This window comes from Polyangium jinanense (assembly GCF_028435265.1).
Classification (GTDB): Bacteria; Myxococcota_A; Polyangia; order Polyangiales; family Polyangiaceae; genus Polyangium; species Polyangium jinanense.
In genome coordinates this window covers 167,242-186,524 of record NZ_JAGTJK010000010.1, presented here as the reverse complement: position 1 = coordinate 186,524, position 19,283 = coordinate 167,242, and the positions used below count along the sequence as shown (strand labels likewise).

The 19,283-nt window shown below is 70.1% G+C and carries 16 protein-coding genes; 9 read left to right on the top strand and 7 right to left on the bottom strand.

Annotated features, from left to right (window positions below):
* The first annotated feature begins 193 nt into the window (after positions 1–193).
* The 4 genes from KEG38_RS21120 to KEG38_RS21105 all read left to right on the top strand — a co-directional run bounded on the left by KEG38_RS21120 (position 194) and on the right by KEG38_RS21105 (position 5,678).
* Positions 194–1,954, top strand: coding sequence for a serine/threonine-protein kinase (locus KEG38_RS21120; RefSeq protein ID WP_272416898.1), 1,761 nt, complete (start codon positions 194–196; stop codon positions 1,952–1,954).
* Positions 1,955–1,964: 10 nt separating this feature from the next.
* The gene (locus tag KEG38_RS21115; RefSeq protein WP_272416897.1) at positions 1,965–2,624 is read left to right on the top strand and encodes an ATP-binding cassette domain-containing protein; all 660 of its coding nucleotides are present in this window, start codon (positions 1,965–1,967) and stop codon (positions 2,622–2,624) included.
* 166 nt (positions 2,625–2,790) lie between these two features.
* Positions 2,791–4,512, top strand: coding sequence for a hypothetical protein (locus KEG38_RS21110; protein WP_272416896.1), 1,722 nt, complete (start codon positions 2,791–2,793; stop codon positions 4,510–4,512).
* Entirely contained in the window at positions 4,506–5,678 is a 1,173-nt protein-coding gene (locus KEG38_RS21105) for a hypothetical protein (RefSeq protein ID WP_272416895.1), read from the top strand. The genes KEG38_RS21110 and KEG38_RS21105 overlap by 7 nt, the downstream gene beginning before the upstream one ends.
* Here KEG38_RS21105 and bioD read toward each other — a convergent pair.
* The 3 genes from bioD to zapA are packed head-to-tail and all read right to left on the bottom strand — an operon-like array spanning position 5,666 to position 7,805.
* Positions 5,666–6,367, bottom strand: coding sequence for an ATP-dependent dethiobiotin synthetase BioD (gene bioD / locus KEG38_RS21100; RefSeq protein ID WP_272416894.1), 702 nt, complete (start codon positions 6,365–6,367; stop codon positions 5,666–5,668). The genes KEG38_RS21105 and bioD overlap by 13 nt on opposite strands.
* Positions 6,364–7,485, bottom strand: coding sequence for an aminotransferase class I/II-fold pyridoxal phosphate-dependent enzyme (locus KEG38_RS21095; protein WP_272416893.1), 1,122 nt, complete (start codon positions 7,483–7,485; stop codon positions 6,364–6,366). Before KEG38_RS21095 ends, bioD begins: the two co-directional genes overlap by 4 nt.
* A complete protein-coding gene (zapA, locus tag KEG38_RS21090; RefSeq protein ID WP_272416892.1) occupies positions 7,482–7,805 on the bottom strand; it encodes a cell division protein ZapA in 324 nt (107 codons plus the stop codon). The genes KEG38_RS21095 and zapA overlap by 4 nt, the downstream gene beginning before the upstream one ends.
* A 370-nt stretch (positions 7,806–8,175) precedes the next feature.
* Here zapA and KEG38_RS21085 point away from each other — a divergent pair, with 370 nt between their 5' ends.
* The gene (locus KEG38_RS21085; RefSeq protein WP_272416891.1) at positions 8,176–8,799 is read left to right on the top strand and encodes a hypothetical protein; all 624 of its coding nucleotides are present in this window, start codon (positions 8,176–8,178) and stop codon (positions 8,797–8,799) included.
* Positions 8,800–8,847: 48 nt separating this feature from the next.
* Here KEG38_RS21085 and KEG38_RS21080 read toward each other — a convergent pair whose 3' ends face one another.
* The 4 genes from KEG38_RS21080 to aroC form a co-directional block, all read right to left on the bottom strand.
* A complete protein-coding gene (locus tag KEG38_RS21080; RefSeq protein ID WP_272416890.1) occupies positions 8,848–9,591 on the bottom strand; it encodes a hypothetical protein in 744 nt (247 codons plus the stop codon).
* Between the two features lie 81 nt (positions 9,592–9,672).
* Positions 9,673–11,244, bottom strand: a complete 1,572-nt coding sequence (gene aroB, locus KEG38_RS21075; protein ID WP_272416889.1) for a 3-dehydroquinate synthase — start codon at positions 11,242–11,244, stop codon at positions 9,673–9,675.
* Between the two features lie 495 nt (positions 11,245–11,739).
* Entirely contained in the window at positions 11,740–13,038 is a 1,299-nt protein-coding gene (locus tag KEG38_RS21070; protein WP_272416888.1) for a hypothetical protein, read from the bottom strand.
* Positions 13,039–13,603: 565 nt separating this feature from the next.
* Entirely contained in the window at positions 13,604–14,749 is a 1,146-nt protein-coding gene (aroC, locus tag KEG38_RS21065; protein ID WP_272421534.1) for a chorismate synthase, read from the bottom strand.
* A 126-nt stretch (positions 14,750–14,875) separates the two neighbouring features.
* Between aroC and KEG38_RS21060 the strand changes: the two genes are divergently transcribed.
* Genes KEG38_RS21060 through KEG38_RS21045 form a run of 4 tightly spaced genes read left to right on the top strand, consistent with a single transcriptional unit; the run spans position 14,876 to position 19,277 of the window.
* Entirely contained in the window at positions 14,876–15,211 is a 336-nt protein-coding gene (locus KEG38_RS21060; RefSeq protein WP_272421532.1) for a DUF167 domain-containing protein, read from the top strand.
* Positions 15,208–16,065 carry a diaminopimelate epimerase gene (gene dapF / locus KEG38_RS21055; protein ID WP_272421531.1) on the top strand — a complete coding sequence of 286 codons (858 nt, stop codon included), beginning with the start codon at positions 15,208–15,210 and terminating at the stop codon, positions 16,063–16,065. The genes KEG38_RS21060 and dapF overlap by 4 nt, the downstream gene beginning before the upstream one ends.
* Positions 16,062–17,861, top strand: coding sequence for a GGDEF domain-containing response regulator (locus tag KEG38_RS21050; RefSeq protein WP_272421530.1), 1,800 nt, complete (start codon positions 16,062–16,064; stop codon positions 17,859–17,861). The genes dapF and KEG38_RS21050 overlap by 4 nt, the downstream gene beginning before the upstream one ends.
* Positions 17,862–17,870: 9 nt before the next feature.
* Positions 17,871–19,277: a DUF4388 domain-containing protein gene (locus KEG38_RS21045; protein WP_272421529.1), complete on the top strand. Its 1,407-nt coding sequence runs from the start codon at positions 17,871–17,873 to the stop codon at positions 19,275–19,277.
* Positions 19,278–19,283 lie beyond the last annotated feature (6 nt).

Sequence of the window (19,283 nt, the reverse complement as noted above, 5' to 3'; positions counted from 1 at the left end):
TATCCCCAGCTTGCCCCCGTCCGGCTGTAGGCGCCGCGGACTGACCAGACGAGCACCTGCGTACCGATGCGTACCGAGTGCGTCACGGGCTCGCCCGCGCTCGTGAGCTTGCGCCGTGGGAACGAAAACGCGATCGCCGAGCGATTTTGCAGTGGCCGCGCGCGACGGAATGGCCGAACGTAGGGCTCTCGCGATGGGCGAACTCCGCTGCCGCCACTGCGGCATCCGGCATGACGAACGGCTCGTGATTTGCCCGGCGACGGGGCTCGCCATCGGGCCAGGGTCGAGTCTGCCGTCGCGCCCGGCGATGCACACGCCGCGTTCGTTCATCCCGCCCGCGCCGAGCATTCCACGACCCATGGGCATCCCGTCGCCCCGCGTGCCCGCCCTCGCGCCCGCCGCGAACGCTCGCCCGGCACAGCCCGGCGCCGCCCCGAACCGCGACGGCCCTTCCTCGCAGAGCTCGCACAGGCTCGCGCGGCGTGACCTCGTGGGCCACGTCATCGGCGACAAGTACCGCGTGAAGGCGCTGCTCGGCGAGGGCGGCATGGGCGCGGTGTACGAGGCCGAGCACCTGGCCATCGGCCGCATCGTCGCGGTGAAGGTGCTGCACCCGAAGCACGCGCAGCAGGCCGACTCGGTCGCGCGGCTGAAGCACGAGGCGCGTATCGCCGGTTCGATCGGTCACCCGAACATCTGCGAGATTTACGACCTCGGCCGCCTCGAAGACGGCACGCCCTACCTCGTGATGGAGCGGCTCATCGGCGAGACGCTCGACCAGCGCATCAAGCGCGACGGCGCGCTTCCCGAACGCGACGTCGCGGACGTGATGCACCAGGTGCTCTCCGCGCTCACGGCCGCGCACGCAAAAGCCATCATCCATCGCGACCTCAAGCCCGAGAACGTTTTTCTCGTCCGCAAGGCGGGCGTACCGCCCATCGCCAAGCTCCTCGACTTCGGCATCTCCAAGACGATCGACGAGGACACGTCGATCGACCTCACGATGCCCGGCATCGTCATGGGCACGCCGTACTACATGGCGCCCGAGCAGGCGCGCGGCGATCGCGGGCTCGACCACCGCGTCGATCTCTGGGCCGCGGGCGTGATCCTCTACGAAGCGCTCTCGGGCCGCCGCCCGTTCGTCGCACGAAACTACAACGCGCTGCTCGTACAGATCCTCACCTCGAAGCACCGCTCGCTCTCCGAGGTGCGTCCGAACATCACGCGTGGGCTCGAGCGCGTCGTCGACAAGGCGCTCGCCAAGATGCGCGAGGACCGCTACCAGAACGCCCCCGAGTTCCAGGACGGCCTGCGACGCGCCCTCGAGCCCGAGGCGCCGCCGCCGTCACGCCGCGCGCCGCTGCCGCCGGCGAAGATGTCGTTCGCGGAGGACGACGACGAGACGATGGTGCTCTCGTTCTCGCGCAAGGACCTCGGCCTGCCCATCGCGCCGCCGCGCTCGTCGAAGCAGGGCACCGGCAACGCGGGTCCGCCGTCGACCCGCTTCGGCCCGCCCACGACCGTCACCGCGCCGCACGCAGGCGCGCCATCCTTGCCCGCGCCGCTGCCGCCTCCCTTGCCGCTGCCGCCGCCGTCGCACCCCGCGCAGCAGCAAGCGGCCCAGGCATCCGCCTCCTCGGGCCCGCCGTCGACCATGCCGGCCGGGCAGCTTGCGAGCATGGGCGTGGGCAGCGGTCGCCAGGCGTGGCTGCCGCCTCCGCCCGCGCCGCTGCCGCCGCCTTCGGCGCCGCCGCCCCCGGCGTCCGTGCCCATCCCGGTCCACGCGGCCGCGCCTTTGCCGCCGCCTCCGCCGCGCCCCGTCCCGCCGGCGCGCCCCGTGACCGACGACGACGACGACGAGCGCACACTCGTCGACCGGCCCTCGTTCTCCGACGAGCGACCGACGCTCGTGCGCCCGTTCCCGGCGCCGCCGGTGCCCGAGAAGGGGTCGTGAGCCGCGTCGGATGAGCCGAACGCCACGCCTTACACGCATCGTCGGCAAGGGCCTCATCAAGGCCTACGGCCCCACCGTGGCCTTGCGCGGCGTCAGTCTCACGATCGAGCTCGGCAGGCTGCTCGTCGTCGAGGGCGCGAACGGCTCGGGCAAGTCCACGTTGCTGGGCATCCTCGGCACGGTGATCAAGCCGACCGCGGGCACGGTCGTGTACGAGCCGCTCGGCGATGACCTGCTCGCGGTGCGCGCCGAGATTGGCTGGGTCTCGCACGAGACGATGGCGTACCCGGACCTGTCGGGTCGGAAGAACGTGGAGCTCGCGGCGCGGCTCGTGGGGCTCGACGCGGCGGAGGCGTGGGCGCGGGCTTCGTCGCGCTTCGAGCTTGGCGCGTTCGCGGAGCGGCCGGTCCGGACGTACTCGCGCGGACAGCGGCAACGCATCGCGCTCGCGCGGGCGCTCACGCACGAGCCCTCGCTGGTCCTGCTCGACGAGCCGACGACCGGTCTCGACAAGGCGGGCGTGACGCGGCTGCTCGCCGTGGTCGATGAGGAGGTCGCGCGGGGCGCGGCCGTGGTCGTGGTCTCGCACGAGCCGGAGCTCTTTCGCGAGCGGGCCGGCGCGCGCCTCGTGCTCGACCGGGGCCGGGTGGTCGATAGCGTTACCGGTTGAGTATCGCCGAAAAACCACACAATGGATCGTTGCCGCGAATGGGCGGTGACGATGAACGCGAATTCGGATTCGCGCGAAAGAGGCGATCGACCTCGGTGTGTCGAATTTCCGTCAGCCGGTATTTTCTTTTCTTTTTGGATTCGATTCGATAAAGATCGATCGTAGCGTGTTCGAACTCGAAAATGGTTTGAACCGGGGGAGCACGAGGGCGCGCCTCGTTGCGGCGCTGGCCGCGCTCTGCTTTCTCGGAATCGGGACGGGCGCCGGGGCGCAGACGAAAACGTCCGCCTCGGACGCGGCGCCGACCGAGATCACGGGGACGGTGCTCGCCCTCGAAGAGGAAGGCGAGGAGCTGATCCTGGACCTCGGCTCGACCCAAGGAGCGACGGAGGGGGCGACGGTCGAGATCTGGCGCCCGCTGAAGCTCAAACACCCCGTGACGGGCAAGGTGATCTCCGACCGATTCCGGATCGGGACCCTCGAGCTCGGGCAAGTGCGGCCCTCGATGTCGATCGCCACGGCAACCGGCACGCTCACGCGGACCCCCGAAAAGGGCGACCTCGTGATCCTGCGCAAAGCCCCGGCCCCCGGCAAACCCGAGCCCACAAAGCCCGACGCCTCCACGACCACGGAGGCGAAGGAGATGCCCGCCGGCGACGCCGATCCCGAGGCGATCGTGATCGCCACGATGTTCGACAAGCTCAAAGGCGCCGACCTCGTCACGCGCATCAAGGCCTACGAGGATTACGTCCGGGAGAAACCGAACGGTCGTTATGCACGCGTGCTCTATGAAGAGGCCGCGTCGCTACGCCGGCTGATCGAAGCCGATGGCAAACCCGGGTCGAAGGCGGCGCCCGCGAAAGGGCAGACCACGCGGACCGAGCCTTCACTCGTGAGTTTTTCGCGACCAACGGCAGCGGTCGAAGGCACGCCGCTCGAGCTCGCGGTGGAGCTCGACGACCTGGCCACGGGCGCGATCCTGCACGTGCGGACGAAGGGGAAACAGACGTACACGCCGTTCGTGATGACGAGCGCGGGTCCCGGTTACTGGGCCGCGACCGTGCCCGGCGACCGCCTCGTGCCCGAGGAGATCGAGTACTTCATCGAGGCGACCATGGCGAGTGGCGCCGCAAAAGCCGTCGTCGGCCTGCCGAGCGCTCCCGAGCGGATCCAGATCCAGGACGCGCCCAAGATCGCGAAACCTGAGAAACGTATCGCTTCGGCGGTGTTGCTCACGGACTTCGCCGACTACAACGGGCTCAAGGGCAACGATCGCGTCTGGCAAACGGAAGGCACGTTCGGGCTCCGTTACGGCGACACCGGCGTGCGCGCGCTGCGCACGGGGTTCGGCGTCTACCGCGGCGTCGGCGGCTCGCTCAACGATCTCGATACGCTCGGGCTCTCGGGTCGCCCCGTCGGATTGACCTACGGCTACCTCGAAACGGAGGTCGGCTTCCACCGGCTGTTCGGCGTGATCGGCAGGATGGCGATCGGGCTGCTCGACGACGGCATCTCGGGCGGCGGACAGATCCTCTTCCGCATCGGCAACGACCGCGAGACGAACCTGGTGCTCGGCGGCGAGCTGCTCGGCGGCGTCGGTCTACGCGGCTTCACCCAGCTCGAGCTGAACACCTTCAAGCGCGTGCCCATCCTCGTCCGGACCGAGGTGACGAACCAGCCAGCCGGATCGAGCAGCTACAGGTCACCGACCGAAAACGGAGAGCCCACGCAGTCCCAGGAGGAAGGCGAGGTCGGCGCACGCGGGATCATTCAGGTGGGCTACCGGCTCACGCCCGGGTTCGTCGTCGCGGCGCGCGTGTCGTTCCAGGGCCGAACCATCAACCATGCAGGGCCGGGCTTCGGCGGAGCAGTGGGGTACGAATGGTGACGCGAACCTTCGTGAAGACCCTGGCCGTGTTCACCGCGGTCGCGCTGTCGCTCGCGGCGCGTGACGCCGAGGCGCAAAAGGCCGAGGACATCCCGCCGGGCGAAACGCCGAAGCCCACGACGCCGCGCGTCCACCACGCGCCGATCGCCAGCGCGGAACCTGGCACGAAGCTCGTGCTGGAGGCGTCGTTCGAGCACGCGGAGCTCATCCGGAACGTGCTCGCCGTCTACCAGACGTCGCTCGGCGAGATGAAGGCCGTGCCATTCCAGCGGGGCGGCGAGAGGGGCTACATCGCGGTCATCCCGGGCGAAGCGCTCAAGGCGCCGGGGATCGGCTACACGATCGAGGTCGAGCAGACGAACGGGACGCGGTTCTCGGCATTCGCGTCACGGCAGAAGCTCCACCCGGTCAGCGTGATCGAGGACCGGACCGATGCGAAGGAGCGAGCCGCGCTGAGTCGGCTCGGCGGACGTCGTTCGGTCGTCGGGGTGGCGGGCGAGTACGTGGGCTTCGGGACCACGACGGGCACGATACCGATACCATGCGCGGCGGGTCAGGCGACCTGCCAGCCAGGTGAGGAGGTCGTGCCGTCGGTCGACGAGCAGTACTACCGGGTGGAGGCGAGCTACACGTACCGGCCGCTGCGCACGGTGTCGGAGTTCGGCTTCCGGCTGGGACTCGTGCGCGGCTGGTCGCTCGTGCCGCTCTCCGAGTACAACGAGGAGCGGTACAAGGTCGGCCTGAACTTCGGCGCGGCGCGTATCCGCTTCCGGGTGCTCGACCTCTGGCACCTGGAGACGGAGCTCCAGACGAGCGTCACGGAGATCGGCTTCTCGGTCGGCCTCGGGGCGTCGACGTTGATCGGCGACCCGTACGGCTCGAAGCTCATCCTCGGGTTCGAGTCGCTCGGCCTCGGAGACAGCGCGCCGTTCGGGAATCGGTTCTACAGCCGGCTCGATCTGGTCGCGGGCGACCGCGTGCTCGTGTCGCCGATCGTCGAGGTGACGGACATGCCGAACGCGGAGACATACGGCGTGCGTCTGATCGGCGAGGTGGGCATCGCGCTCGGGCGCGGGTTCTCGGTGCAGCTCCGAGGGGGCTACCAGGCGCGAAGGTCGACGTCGGGTGGACCCGGGTTCGGCGGGAGCGTCCTCTACGCCTTCTGATTCTGGCCCTCGAGGGCGAGCGTCGAGAGCACCCACTTCGCCGCCGCCCTCGTCTCCTCCGCCGTCGTCTCGGCCCGGGGGAACACGACCAGCCTCGGAACGATCTTCAACTCCACGAGCTCCTCCGCATTCGTCCCGGTGGACGCATCCGGCACCGCGGGCGGCTGAAGCACGAGGAGCGGCGCCGGCAGGTCCGCGGCCATCGTGCGCAGCGCATGCAGCGTGACCGCGACATCGTGGAGCACGCCGAGCCGATCCGAAGCGACAAGCAACAAGTGATCGGGTCGCAGCACGCGTGCGAGGTCCAGGTTGACGAGCCCCGGCCCGAGCGGAGACAGGAGCGCCCCCGCCGTCTCGATGACCAGCACCTCCGCGCACGCATGCGCATCAACCCACTCGGCCACGCGACCCAGATCGATGCGCATCCCCAGGCGACGCGCGGCCAGGTGCGGCGAGACCGGATCCGGCAGCGCGTAGGGAAGGGGATGTTTCACGTGAAACGTGCTGAACGCCGCGAGCGCGGAGGCGTCGGTCGCGATCGTGGACGAAGGCTCGGACGGGACGCCGGACTCGATGGGCTTGAGGCCTGCGACCGAGACGCGAGCCGATGCAAGAGCAGCGACGAGGGCGACCCCCGCGTGGGTCTTCCCGACGCCGGTGCCCGTTCCAATGACGACAATGCGGCTCATGGCTTCCAGCCCTCCGCGAAGGCAGTGACGATCCGAGTGAGGTCCGCGTCGGTGAGGCGCGCGTGCGCGGTGACGCGAAGGCGCGAGGTGCCCGGCGGGACCGTCGGGGGGCGAATGGCCTGGACGAGGACCCCACGCTCGCGAAGGCGAAGCGAGATGCGAACGGCCTCCTCCGGGGGACCCACGAAGCAAGGGAGGATGGGCCCATGCGAGGGGAGGAGCGCATCACCGATGATGGAGGCGAGTCCGGCGCGTAGGCGGTCGATGATGTGGTCGAGCCGAGCGCGCGCCTCGTCATCGGCAGCGACGCGGAGGACCCGATGCCGGATGGCGGCCGCGAGGGCGGGGCTGATGCCCGTGGAGAAGACGAAGCTACGGGCACGATTCCAGAGCCAGGTGCGGAGGACCATCGGTCCGACCACGAACGCACCCTGAAGCCCGAGCGCCTTTCCGAGAGCCCCCACGAGGACGTCCGGCCGAACGCCCGCCCGCGCCGCAAGTCCTCGACCCTCGGGACCGAGCGTCCCGACCGCGTGGGCCTCGTCCACGACGAGCGCGGCATCCCATCGGTCACAGGCAGCCCGGAGCCGAACGAGGTCGGGCGAGTCGCCATCCATGCTGAAGTACGACTCGGTGACGAGCCATCGCCGCGGCGCACCCTGCGCCCGCTCGAGCGCAGCCTCGGCGGCAGCCGCATCCCGATGGGGAACGACAACGACCTTGGCCCCGGAGAGGCGGCAGCCATCGATGATGGAGGCGTGGTTCAACGCATCCGAGACGATGACGTCCCCCGGCCGGGCAAGAGCCGAGATGGTCCCGACATTGGCCGCGTACCCGGACGAGAACAGGAGCGCGGACTCGAACCCGAGCCAGGTGGCGATCGTCTGCTCGGCGAGCGCATGCTCGGCATGATGCCCGCTGACGAGGCGTGAAGCGCCAGCGCCGGAGGGAGCCTCGGCGGGCGCAGGCCAGGGGTCGGTTCCGTATCCGAGGTAATCGTTCGAGCAGAGGACGAGGCATCCCGACGGCGGCGGCGCGCTCGGCTTGCGAAGCAGTCCAGCCTGTTCGAGCGTCGCAATCTCCGCCGCGAGATGGCGAAGGGCGCCAAGCTCGGTCATCGGTCGTCCTCGTCGGATGCGTCCGCGCCGGGCTCGATGGCGCCGAGCGCAGCGTCGACGCGTTCAAGCATGCGGCCGAAGGCAATGCGGGTGCGAGCCATCTGGTCGTTATGGCGTGCGCGCTCTTCTTCGAGGTCGTGCGCGAGGGCGAGGGCCGCGAGGAGGAGAGCCTGGGGGTTGACCATGCGGCCGGGACCGGCGACCTGCGTGAGCTTCTCCTCAACCATGAGGGTGAGGCGGTGGAGCTCGTCGTCGGACGCGGAGGTGACGACCCGATATGTCTGGCCGCCAATGCGAAGCTGGACCTGACGGCCACCCATGGCGAGGGGACGGTACCATGCGGGGAACCAGGATGCGAGGCGGGGAGGGAGGGTCGGAGGTGGTGGCCACCCAGAGGGGCACTTGGGGTTGTTCTGGTTGGATTTGGACGGGTGGGGTTCTTTGCGGGGTGGCGCCCGCACGTCTCGCTCGGGTGGGTGCATCCGGAGGCGGGGTGGCCCCTGGCACTGGACCGCCTCGCGAGGCTCGGAGGTGGGTGTACCTCGCTCGGTTCTCTTTCGTGCCCCTCCGGGTGGCCACCACCTCCGACCCTCCCTCCCAACGCTGATCGCTTGGGGGGTGGGGGGGATGTTTCACGTGAAACGTGGGGGCTGCTTGACGGCGTGGGGGAGGGTGGGTGATGGGAAGAAGATGGAAAGCAGGCGGGCGTGCTTGCAGCGGTTTGGGTTGGCTGGGCGGGCGTTCGTGGGCGGGGCGGTGCTCGCGGGATGCCTGGCGTTCGGGGTGGAGGCGCGGGCCGAGCCGCAAGGGACGGTCGGGCTGACGATCGGAGCGGCCGGGCGAGGGCTCGATCGAAAGATCTGGGACCAGACGGTCTTTCACCTGGGGCTGCGGGGGGACGTGTTGTTCGGTCGGAGCAAGGTGACCGACTTCGGCGTGGGACCCTATGCCGAGGTGATGACGCACGCCTTCGACGAGGTGCAGTTCGGGGCCGGGGTGTCGACGCTGTTCCCGGTGCTGCAGGCGTTGCCCCTCGTGGTGTCGGTGGGCGGGTACGGTCGGTACGCGCCGGTGCAGGGGCTCGAGCCGGGGGTCGCGGGCGCGCTGTTCTGGGGAACCCGCAGCTACAACTTCCACGCCTCGTACGTGATCGCGGCCGGGTTGCTGGCGCAGTTCCGGTACGGGCTCGGGCCTTCGCGGGAGACGTCGATCGTGGTAGGCGCGCAGCTCGACCTCGTGGCGTTGAGCTTGCCGTTCCAGATCCTCTACAACGCGATTCGGGGAGGCTCGAAGGATACGAGACCCGTGCGATGACGGGTCTCGAGGGGATGTTTCACGTGAAACATTGGGGGCGGTGCGCCCTCACAGAGACGGGGAGTCGCAAACCGGGTCCAGGCCCCTGCAAAGTCGGCAGTCCACCGCGTTGTCGATCCCGGGGCGGCAAAAGCCGGACGGTGCGTCGGCCGGGTTGAAGCAGTCTCGCTCGGGCGTGGACAGGTCGTCAGCCTCCGGCGGGAAAAACACGAGGCAGCCGCGGCACACGTCGATCGGGAACTGCCATTCGCCCGTCGCGACTTCCTCCCCGCCCAGCGTCCGCCCTCGGATGATGACGTTGGCGAGGACCTCGACGGGCGTGCCGCTCCCCCCGCTCGCTCCAAGCGCTGCCGCCGAGGTGCCCGAGTCGACCAGGACGACGTTGGCGAATCCAAGCCCCGGCTCGGCCCCCGTGGACGGGTCCACGAACCCGGTGGCCGGCGCCGTGAATGCGCCGAGCTCATTGCCCGCAGCGTCGAAGGTGTGCACATCGGCGCTCTCGAACTGGACCCGAGAGGTCTCCGTGCGAAGCGTCGCCGCGTTGCCGCGCCGGACGAGCTGATTGCCCACGAGGAGCGCGGCGTTGTATTCGGAGGCGAACGCCACGTCGAGGGTGCCACGCAAGAGGGTCGGAGCCGTGGTCTCAGCGACGACCCCGCAGGTGTCGGTGTCGAACACGAGCGCGCCACGGACGAAGAGGCTGCTGCGGTTCTCCGCGCACCCCGCACCGAGCAAACCGCCGAGCGCCAGTAGCGCGGCCACACCGCCAATATGCCTTCGCTGGATCTTCATGGTGGAGGAGCCTCCCTCGACGCCTGAGGTCAACCGTCAGTGTATCGAGAAAGCCGCCGGGCCGGCAAAGATCCGCAGGGTTCAGACGGAAACGCTCTGCATCCCCGCATGAAGGAGGCGCCCCAACGCTTCGAGCGAGAGGAGCTCGATGCGAGGTCGCCCAAGGCCTTCGAGGAGGACGACCCGAATCCCCGAAGCCGTGCGCTTCTTGTCGAGCGAGGCCAGGCGGAGCGCCTCGTCGAGCGGCTCACGCGTGAGGTCCGTGGGCAAGCCGAGGTCGACGAGGAGGCGCTCGACACGCGTCGCTGCCTCAGCGTCGGTGACACCAAGGGCACGGCCGACGCGGAGGATGGCAATCATGCCGAGCGCGACGGCCTCGCCATGGGTGAGGCGGGTATACGCGCCGGCCGCCTCGAGGCCGTGTCCGATGGTGTGGCCGAAGTTGAGGAGGACGCGGTCGCCGGACTCGCGCTCGTCCCGGATGACGATCGCGGTCTTCACACGGACCGCGCCGAGGACCATCTGCCGAACGAGGTCGAGGTCCCGGGCGAGGACGCGCTCGCGCTCCCGGCCGACGAGCTCGAAGAGGGAGGTGTCGGCAATGGCGGCCGCCTTGACGACCTCGGCCAGGCCGGAGACGTAAGCCCGGGTGGACTCGGTCTGAACGCGCGCCGGGTCGATGAGGACAGCCGAGGGCTGGTGGAAGGTGCCGACGGCATTCTTGGCGACCCCGAGGTCGACGCCGGTCTTTCCACCCACGGCCGCATCGACCATCGAGAGCAAGGTCGTGGGCATCGCGACCCACCGGACGCCCCGAAGGAGGAGGGACGCGGCTAACCCGGCGACATCGGAGACGACGCCGCCACCGAGAGCGACGACGAGGCATTCGCGGTCAGCGCCGGACTCGACGAGGGCGGCGAGGATGCGCTCGACCGCCGGCATCTGCTTGTGGGTTTCGCCGGGCGGAAGGACGACGGTGGCCGGGACACGGAGGCCGGTCGTGCGGAGGGCGTCAAGGACCGGGTCGAGGGCGATGGGCGCGACGTTCTCATCGGTGACGACGAAGACGGCGGAAGGCGCGAGGGAACGAGCGACCTCGGCGAGGGTGCGCGGGGCGTCGTGGGTGAGGCGAACCGGGTAGGAACGGGTGCCGAGCGGGACGACGAGGGTGGGGTCGAGCCAGGCTTGGAGGACGGCGTCGGTGATGTCGGCGGGCGAGCGATCGTCGGTCCGGATGTGGGCATGGGCCTCGGCGTAGACGGGCGCGCGGGAGGCGAGGAGGCTGCGGAGGCGCGCGAGGCGGTCGGGAGTTTCGTCGAGGAGGGGTCGACCGGGGCCGGCGGTGCGCGCGGCGAGGGTGTCGGGTCGAGCCGTGAGGGTGACGACGTGCGCGTGGGCAAGGGCAAACGCGCGGAGCTCGGGGTCGAGGAGGGTGCCGCCGCCGAGGGCGATGACGCGCGGCTCGGGGGAAGCGAGGAGGCCGCGGAGGGTGGCCGCCTCGAGGGCGCGGAAGGCCGGTTCGCCGTCGGGCTCCGCGAAGAGGGCCGGGACAGAGCGGCCCGTGTTCTGGGTGATGACGGCGTCGAGGTCGAGGAAGGGGACCGCAGCTTGGGCGGCGACGAGGGGGCCGATGGTGGATTTACCAGAGCCCATGAGTCCGCTGAGGAGGAGGGGACGCTGGGGGCGCGGCTGGGTGAGCGGAAGCGGAGGCATGGGGACTACGATTCGATGGGGGAAGCGATTTGTCGAGGTGGAGTGTGTGCGCAGGCGCAGGCGGAGGGGGCGCTGGGCGGCGTGAGGTCGGGGGGGCTGGGGGACCCGAACTCGCGAGCCACGCCGGTCGAATTGGGAGGGGGTCGAGGTTTCGGCAAGACTCGGGAGGGGATGGATGTCGCCTCCCGGCTAGGTCACGTGGGTGACGGGAAGGGTGTGATGTAGAACGCGTTGAGGTTCGGACGGTCCCCCCTACGACCGAAGGTGATACGCGTTGAGGTTCCGATGGTCCCTCCCACGACCGAAAGTGATACGCGTTGAGGTTCGGACGGTCCCCCCTACGACCGAAGGTGAAGCGCGTTGAGGTTCCGATGGTCCCTCCCACGGCCGGATAGGACGGGCCAGGTGCCGCGGGCATCGGAGCCCGTGAACCGGTCAGCTGAATCCGTTGTCGTAGCGAGGCCCCTCGAGGAAGCGGGCCGCCGGCGGATTCGTCCATCGCGCGACGCGCGCGGCGTGCTCCTCGGCCGTGAGGGGCGTGAGCGGAGGGAGTGGCACGAGGGGCGAGCCGGCGTGTAGCCGCACCGAGGGCCTCCGCGCGATGAGCCGCTGCCCCGCTTCGGGGAGCCAGACGGTCGCGGGCTCGACGACGCGGACCTCGACGAGGTTCGGGAAGCGCTCGGTGGATTCGAGCGCCGCCCAGGCCGCGGGGTCCTTGTCGTCGCTCATGCAGATGGAGACGTAGGGCACCGGCCGGTCGATGGCGCGGATGAGCGCGGGCGTCGCCTGCAGCTGGCGCACGGGCGGGAGCAGCTCGACAGGGCCGGAGAAGATCACGCTCTCGACGGTGGACCAGGCAGGGTGGCCGACGAGGGGATCGCCGGGCGCAGCATTCCACTCCACCGCGACCGGAAGGCCTTGGTGGAAGGTACGCGCGCGGCGGAAGGGGTGGTGCACACGCTCGTCGTCGAGGAGCTGCTCGTGACGCTTGAGCTTTCGGTGGGTGAGCTTCTCGGCGCAATCGAGGGTGATGAACTCGCCGCGAGGGTCGCCGAGGGCGGTCAGCTCTTTCGCGCAGGCGAGGCGAACATCGAGGTCCGCCGGATGGGCCCACAGGCGCGCCAGGATGGCGTCGAGAGAATTGGCGTCCGCGCTGGGCGGGGGCGGCTTCGGAACGACGGGGGGCGCCCGGTCCGTCACGCTGGAGGGCCAGCCGCAGAGCGCGTCTGGGTTGCCGACGTCGAGCTTCCGGTCGTCTTCGTCGAAGTCGAGGCCGTCGCAGGGGTCGAAGATCGACTCGGCGCGCGTGGCGAGGCGAGCGGAGTAGCCCTTTGCAGCGAACGCGTCGAACCAGCCGATACAAGCGATGAGCTCGGCCCGGGTGGACTCGAAGCGGTGGGTGTTGAAGACGAGCACGCCGAGACCGCGGGGAGCGCAAGCCTTCTCGACGGCGGCGAGGAACGAGCGCAGCACGGCGTCGAGCTCCGGCGTGATGTGGGGCTTCAGCGCCTCGAGCCGTTCGAGGGCGCGGGCGGCGGCCGCGGACGCGGGGCGGCGGAGGAGCGAGTAGGTGCTGCCATCGTGCTGCGAGCGCACGGAGGCGAAGTCCGCGGCGTCGAAGAAGAGAAACCAAGCGGGCGGGAGGAGGCCCTTGGTCCTGAAGAGCCCGGTGCCGCCCGAGGCCGGGTCGAAGTTTTCGGAGTCGTAGCACTCGAGGAACGCGGTGACGCCCATCACCCCCCCTAACAGGGAGGTCTGGTTCTGTAAATCTCCGACATGAGGGCTCTTGGGAGGCGGGTTGACAGGCACCGGCGCGTGGGGCAGCGTGCCACCGCCGGAGGGCTGAGCATTGGTCTCTTCTTGGGGCCGCCGCGCCGGGGCGCTGCCCCGGGCCCCGCGGGGGCTGTTCGCCCCTCGACCCGAACCAGGGCAAGCCCTGGACCTCAGGGGGAAGAACTGCGCGATGCGCAGTTCTTCCCACAGGCCGGTGGCAAGACCAGGAAGGTGCGTTGCACGCTGGCGACGGGCACGTGGCCCGTTGAATCGTCAGCGCTGCTGTCTTGGTGGGCAGGATCGTCGTTGGTCTTGACCTGGCCTGTTCGATGAACTGCGCATCGCGCAGTTCATCGACCCCGGGTCCAGCGCTTGCGCTGGTCCAGGTCCAGGGGCGGATAGCCCCGGTGGGGCCTGGGGCAAAGCCCCAGCGCAGCGCCTCCCAAGATGAGACCAATGCTCAGCCCGGAGGGGCGAGGGAGCCTCAGGGACGAGCAGGCTCAATGTTTCACGTGAAACGTCCCGGTCAGTACGCCGCGAGCTGAGCGCGGTACGTCTCCAGGTTGCGTTGGAGCTCGCCGAGGCTGTCGCCTCCGAACTTCTCGAGGACGGCGTCCGCGAGGGTGATGGCGACCATGGCCTCGCCGACGACCGAGGCGGCGGAGACGGCGCAGATGTCGCTGCGCTCGTGGGCGGCGTCGAAGGGTTCCTTGGTGAGGACGTCGACCGAGGGGAGGGCCGTCTTGAGGGTGGCGATGGGCTTCATGGCGGCGCGGCACGTGAGGGGCATGCCGTTGGTGATGCCGCCTTCGAGGCCGCCGGCGCGGTTGGTGGGGCGGTCGAAGTGGTGGGCAGGGTCGTAGGTGATGGGGTCGTGGACCTGGGAGCCGCGAAGGGTGGCGGCCGTGAAGCCGATGCCAAGCTCGACGCCTTTGATGGCGTGGATGCTCATGAGGGCCTGGGCGAGGCGGCCGTCGAGCTTGCGGTCCCACTGGACGTGGCTGCCGAGGCCCGGAGGGAGGCCGGTGGCGATGACCTCGAAGACGCCGCCGAGGGTGTCGCCCGCATGGGAGGCTTCGTGGATGGCCTTGCGCATGGCGGCCTCGGCGTCGGGGTCGACGCAGGCGAGGTCGGAGGCGCGGGCGCGGGTCCGGAGCTCGGAGAGGGGGAGGTCCGGGAGGGTGGCTGTGACCGGGCCGATGGAGACGACGTGGGCGAAGATGTCGATGTTGAGGAGGGAGAGGAGTTTGCGGCAGACGGCGCCGACGCCGACGCGGGAGGCGGTTTCGCGAGCGCTGGCTCGTTCGAGGATGTCGCGGAGGTCTTTGCGGTCGTACTTGAGGCCGCCCGCGAGGTCGGCGTGGCCGGGGCGGGGGCGGGTGAGGGGTTCGGGGGGCGAGGGGAAGGGGTCGGGGCCCATGCGGCCCGCCCAGTTGGCGTGGTCGCGGTTGTCGATGCGAAGGGCGATGGGTCCGCCGAGGGTCTCGCCGCCCCGGACGCCTCCGACGAGCTGGGCCTTGTCGGTCTCGATTTTCATGCGGCCGCCGCGGCCGTAGCCGCGTTGGCGTCGGCCGAGGTCGTGGTCGACATCCTCTGAGAGGAGGGGCATCCCGGCTGGGATGCCTTCGACGATGGCCACCAGGGAAGGGCCGTGAGATTCACCCGCCGTCATCCAACGAAGTCGCGACATGCCCCCACGCTAGTACAGGAAGGCAGGACCCAAAAGGATCGGGTGAAAGATCGAATTCAAGAACGGTATGGACGTCTCGGTTTGCGCTAGGATGCGCCCTACCGCGCGATGTCGAAAGCAACGAACCAGATTCCCGGGGAATGGGCGCGGCTCGAGATGAGCGAGCGCGCCGGCGCCGTGCGTTTCTCCGTGCACGTGCGACCGCGATCGTCCCGCTGTTCGATCCTCGGGGTCCGCGACGGCGCGCTCGACGTCGCGCTGACCGCGCCGCCCGCCGAAGGAGCCGCAAACGAGGAGCTGCGCAAGCTCTTGTCACGCGTGCTCGAAGTGCGACGCGCCGACGTGAACATCCTCGTGGGCGTGAGCAGTCGGAGCAAGCTCCTCGAGGTCAACGGCACGAGCTCGTCCACGGTGCGCGAGCAATTCAGCAAGGCAAAGCGATGAGCGGTATGCTCGCGTTCGAGAAGTGGGAAGGGCTCGGCAACGATTTTGTCGTCCTCGACGCAAGCTCGGAGGATGCGATCACGCCCGAGCAAGCACGCGCGCTCTGCGATCGACATCGCGGCATCGGCGGCGACGGCGTGCTGCTCGTGATCGGCGGAGCGACGCCGCGCATGGTCGTGCTGAACGCAGACGGGTCGCGGCCAGAGATGTGCGGGAACGGGCTCCGGTGCGTGGCCGCATTCCTCGCCGATCGAACGGGCGCCGAGGGGTTGTCGATGGTGATCGCGACGGACGCGGGTGATAAACCGTGCGCCATCGAGCGAAGGGGCGCGGGGTTTTACGACGTGACCGTGGACATGGGTCACGCGACAATGGGGCCGAGGCTCGAGGTGGAAGCCGAGGAGCGGCGGCACGGGTTCACGACGGTCGATGTGGGTAACCCACACGCGATCACGTTCGAGCCGTATACAGAGGGGGAGATCGATCGGGTGGGGCCGACGGTGGCAACGTCGCCGGCGGGAGGGATCAACGTGGAGTTCTGCCGGATGCTCGGGGAAGGGGAGCGGACCCGGATCGCGGTGACGGTCTGGGAGCGCGGTGTGGGGCGGACGCTCGCCTGCGGGACGGGCGCGTGCGCGGTGGCGGCGGCGGCGTGTGAGCAGGGTCGGGCCCGGAGGGGCGCGCCGATCGAGGTGCATCTGCCCGGCGGGCCGCTCGAGATCACGGTGGACGAGGCGCGGGCGCTCCGTATGAAGGGGCCGGCGCGGCGGGTGTTCCGCGGGACGTGGGAAACGAGCTTGGACCTTGGCCCGGGCCCTGCGGCTCCTCCATCGTGGGACGCGTCGAAGCCATGATGAACTCGATGCCGCCGATCCCCGCGTCGCGCCGAAGGCCGCTCGATCGGGCCGGCGCGCCCGCGCTCACCGTGCTGTGCATCGCGCAGGACGCCCCCGTACGCGAGCTGCTCCCGCGCGTCTTGCGCTTCGACAAGGTGCTCGTGACGGCCGATTTCTCCGAGGCGTTCATGATGGCGACCGCGGAGGCGCCGGACATCGCCTTCGTGGAGCTCGGCATCGGCGACGGGGCAGGCCTGAGCCTGGTGCACCACCTGAAGGCGCTCGTGCCGGACATCAGCGTGGTCACGCTGGCGACGAAGAAAAACCTCGACGCCGCGGCGAGCGCAGTCTCCCTCGGCGCGACGGGGCTGCTCTTGATGCCGCTCTCGGGCGACGATGTCCTGAGCTCGGTCTGGGGGATCAAGCAACGGCTCGTCGAGCGCGCCGAGCGGGATCGATTGGAGCGCGCCGCCGCCGTGAGCGCGCGCGCGACGGGGTGGATCGCCCGGATCGCCGAGATTGCGGAGGCGCCGGATCGGACGAGCGCGGCCCGGGAGCTCGTGGAGATCCTCATCGAGGTGACGGGCGCGAAGGGCGCCGCCGTGTACCTCGCCAGCGACACGGTGCCGCAAGAGCTCGTGCTCGGCGCCGCGAGCCCCGGGCTCGACAAGGCGCCCGAGGTCGGCACCGAAAAACACATCCTCGATACGTTCGCCACGCCGCGCCGTCTGCTCGCCGTGCCGCTCGGCTCGCGCAACGTCGCCGCCGGGTACGTGCTGCTCGACGAGGACAAGCCACGCGTCCCCGCCGAGCAAGGCGCCGATCCGCCGATCGATGGGATCATTCGGCTGCTCGCGAACGTGGCCGCGACCGCGATCGCCATGCTCGCCGAGCGCGAGCGCGCCGCCCGCGGAGGCGCCGCCATCAAGGACCCGACGTCGAGCGCATATTCGTTCGCGTATTACGTCGACGTGGCCGGTCGGGAGATCGGGCGCGCGCGAAGGTACAACCGGCGGTTCGCGATCGTGACGATGGTGTACGAGCCGATCCCGGGACAGCCGGCGCTCTCGCCGACCGAGTACGCCGACCGGCTGCTCGCCGCGGTGCACGACACGGATGTGCTCGCCCGCGTCGACGAGAACGAGTTCCACCTGCTCCTGCCCGAGACGAGTGGCCTCGGTGCGCACTCGGTCCGGCGTCGCATCGCGCGGCTCGGGACCGGGGAGAAGTCGGCGTCGAGCCGGGCGCTGCTCGTGGGAGCCGCCGCCTTCCCGCACGATGGGCAGGACCTCGGCAAGCTCCTGCGGGTCGCGCGCCTGCGCGCCGAGGCGAGCAAGACGTCGGTGGTGCACCGGCTCGATCCGGAGTCGACCACGGTGCCGGATCTGCTCGAAATGCTCATCTGGGAGACGGTGAACGCGGCGCCCGCGCGGCAGACGTCGGCGGTGCGGCCGATCGAGCTCGGGACGGCCGAGGCGCAGGCGCTCGCGCAATCGGTGGTGGCAGACGCGCAACGCGGCGGGGCGGCGACGATCGTGGTGACGAACCACGCGGACCTGTGCCTCGGCGCGGCCGTGCGCTCGGCGCTGGGGCACGAGGCGGACAAGATCGCGCTGCACGCGCTCGACCTCCGGGCCGTCCCGGGCTGCGAGCGGATCGAGGCGCTGGCGGTCATCGCCGAGCACGGGGCGTATGCGCTTGTGGCACGCAACGATGATGGCGTCCTGCGGGGCGCGCACGCGGCCGATCCGCTGCTCGCCGACGTGCTGGCGGAGCGTCTCGGCCGGGCCGCGGGCGTGCGGTTGATCGGATAAGGGAAGGCCATGTCGCGACGCGTACTTCTCGTGGACTCCGATGTCGACGCGCTCGGCGCGCTCGCCTCCGCGCTGCGGGCGATGGGCCTCGTGGTGGCGAACGCGAACAGCGCCGAGAGCGCGCTCGAGCAGGCCTACCAGAGCCGGCCCGACGTGCTGCTCGTCCCGCGCACCCCCGAACGCGGCGGCAACGTGCGCGAGGTCTTCAAGGCGAAGGCCGAGCTCGCCGACATCCCGGTGCTGTTCCTCGTCGACAAACTCGGCGACGGCGAGCTCGAGCCGGACGAGGTGATGCGGGTCGACGTCGACCAGATCGTCTCGCGCATCACGGAGGTGTCGCGGCGCGTGTCGCGACCGCCTCTGCCGCAGGACATCCGCGGCGACCTGGAGCAGGTGCCACTCGTGGACATGCTGCAGCTCCTGGCGATGAACCGTCGGTCGGGCACGCTGAGCATCACGACGGCGCGGGGTCCGGGCGAGGTGAAGCTCGCCGAGGGGCAGATCGTCGACGCGAGCTTCAGCCGTCGGACGGGAGAACGCGCGCTCTACCGGCTGCTCGCCGAGCGCCGGGGTCGCTTCGCGTTCTCGCCGGGCGAGCCGCCGAGCGCCCGCCGCATCCAGGCCTCCACGAACATGCTGCTGATGGAGGCGATGCGGCAGGTCGACGAGCTCAACGAGCGTCGCGCGAGCCTTTCGCCCGAGGGTGAGGTGTTTGCCCTGTCGGACCTCGCGAGCCTTTCGGGTCTGCTCGATGGGCCGGAGTCGATGCCGGACCCGTCGTCGATGCGGGGTCGGATCTTCGAGCTTTTGCAGATGCCGCGCAGCATCGACGAGCTGCTCGACGAGATCGACGGTCCGGACCTCGACATCCTGGACGCGCTCGGGCAGCTCAAGAAGAGCGGCAAGGTCAAGATGATCCCGCTCGCCACGCTGACGACGCCGCTGGCGACGCCGGAGCAGATCCCGGTGCTGCGCTCGCTGGCGACGCGGCTCGTGCGTCCCGGCTTTTCGGCGCCGCCGCGGCTGCTTCTGGCGACGAGCCCGCAGCGGCTGGGGGTTCTGGCGTATTCGATGCGTCGGATCACGGACGTGGTGATTTCACCGGAGCCTGCGTCGCGGGCGCCGCTGCCGCGCCCGCTCGGGACGCTGCGCCTCGGCGAGGGGGTGGAGGTGGCGGTGATCGGGCTGCCGACGGACGAGACGATGGCGCCGACATGGGCGCTGTCCCTGCCGGGGACGGCGGCCGTGGTGCGGGTGGGGGAAGCGGAACGAGCGGCGCTCGAAGCACATTGCGAGGCGGGGGAGGTGATGCTGCTCGAGGCAGATGGGCTGATCGGGCAGTTCGACCCGACGATTCCGGCGGAGCTGGCGGCTTTGCTGAGGGCGGCGCTGGAGGCGGCGGCGGGGGCGGGGTAGCCGGGT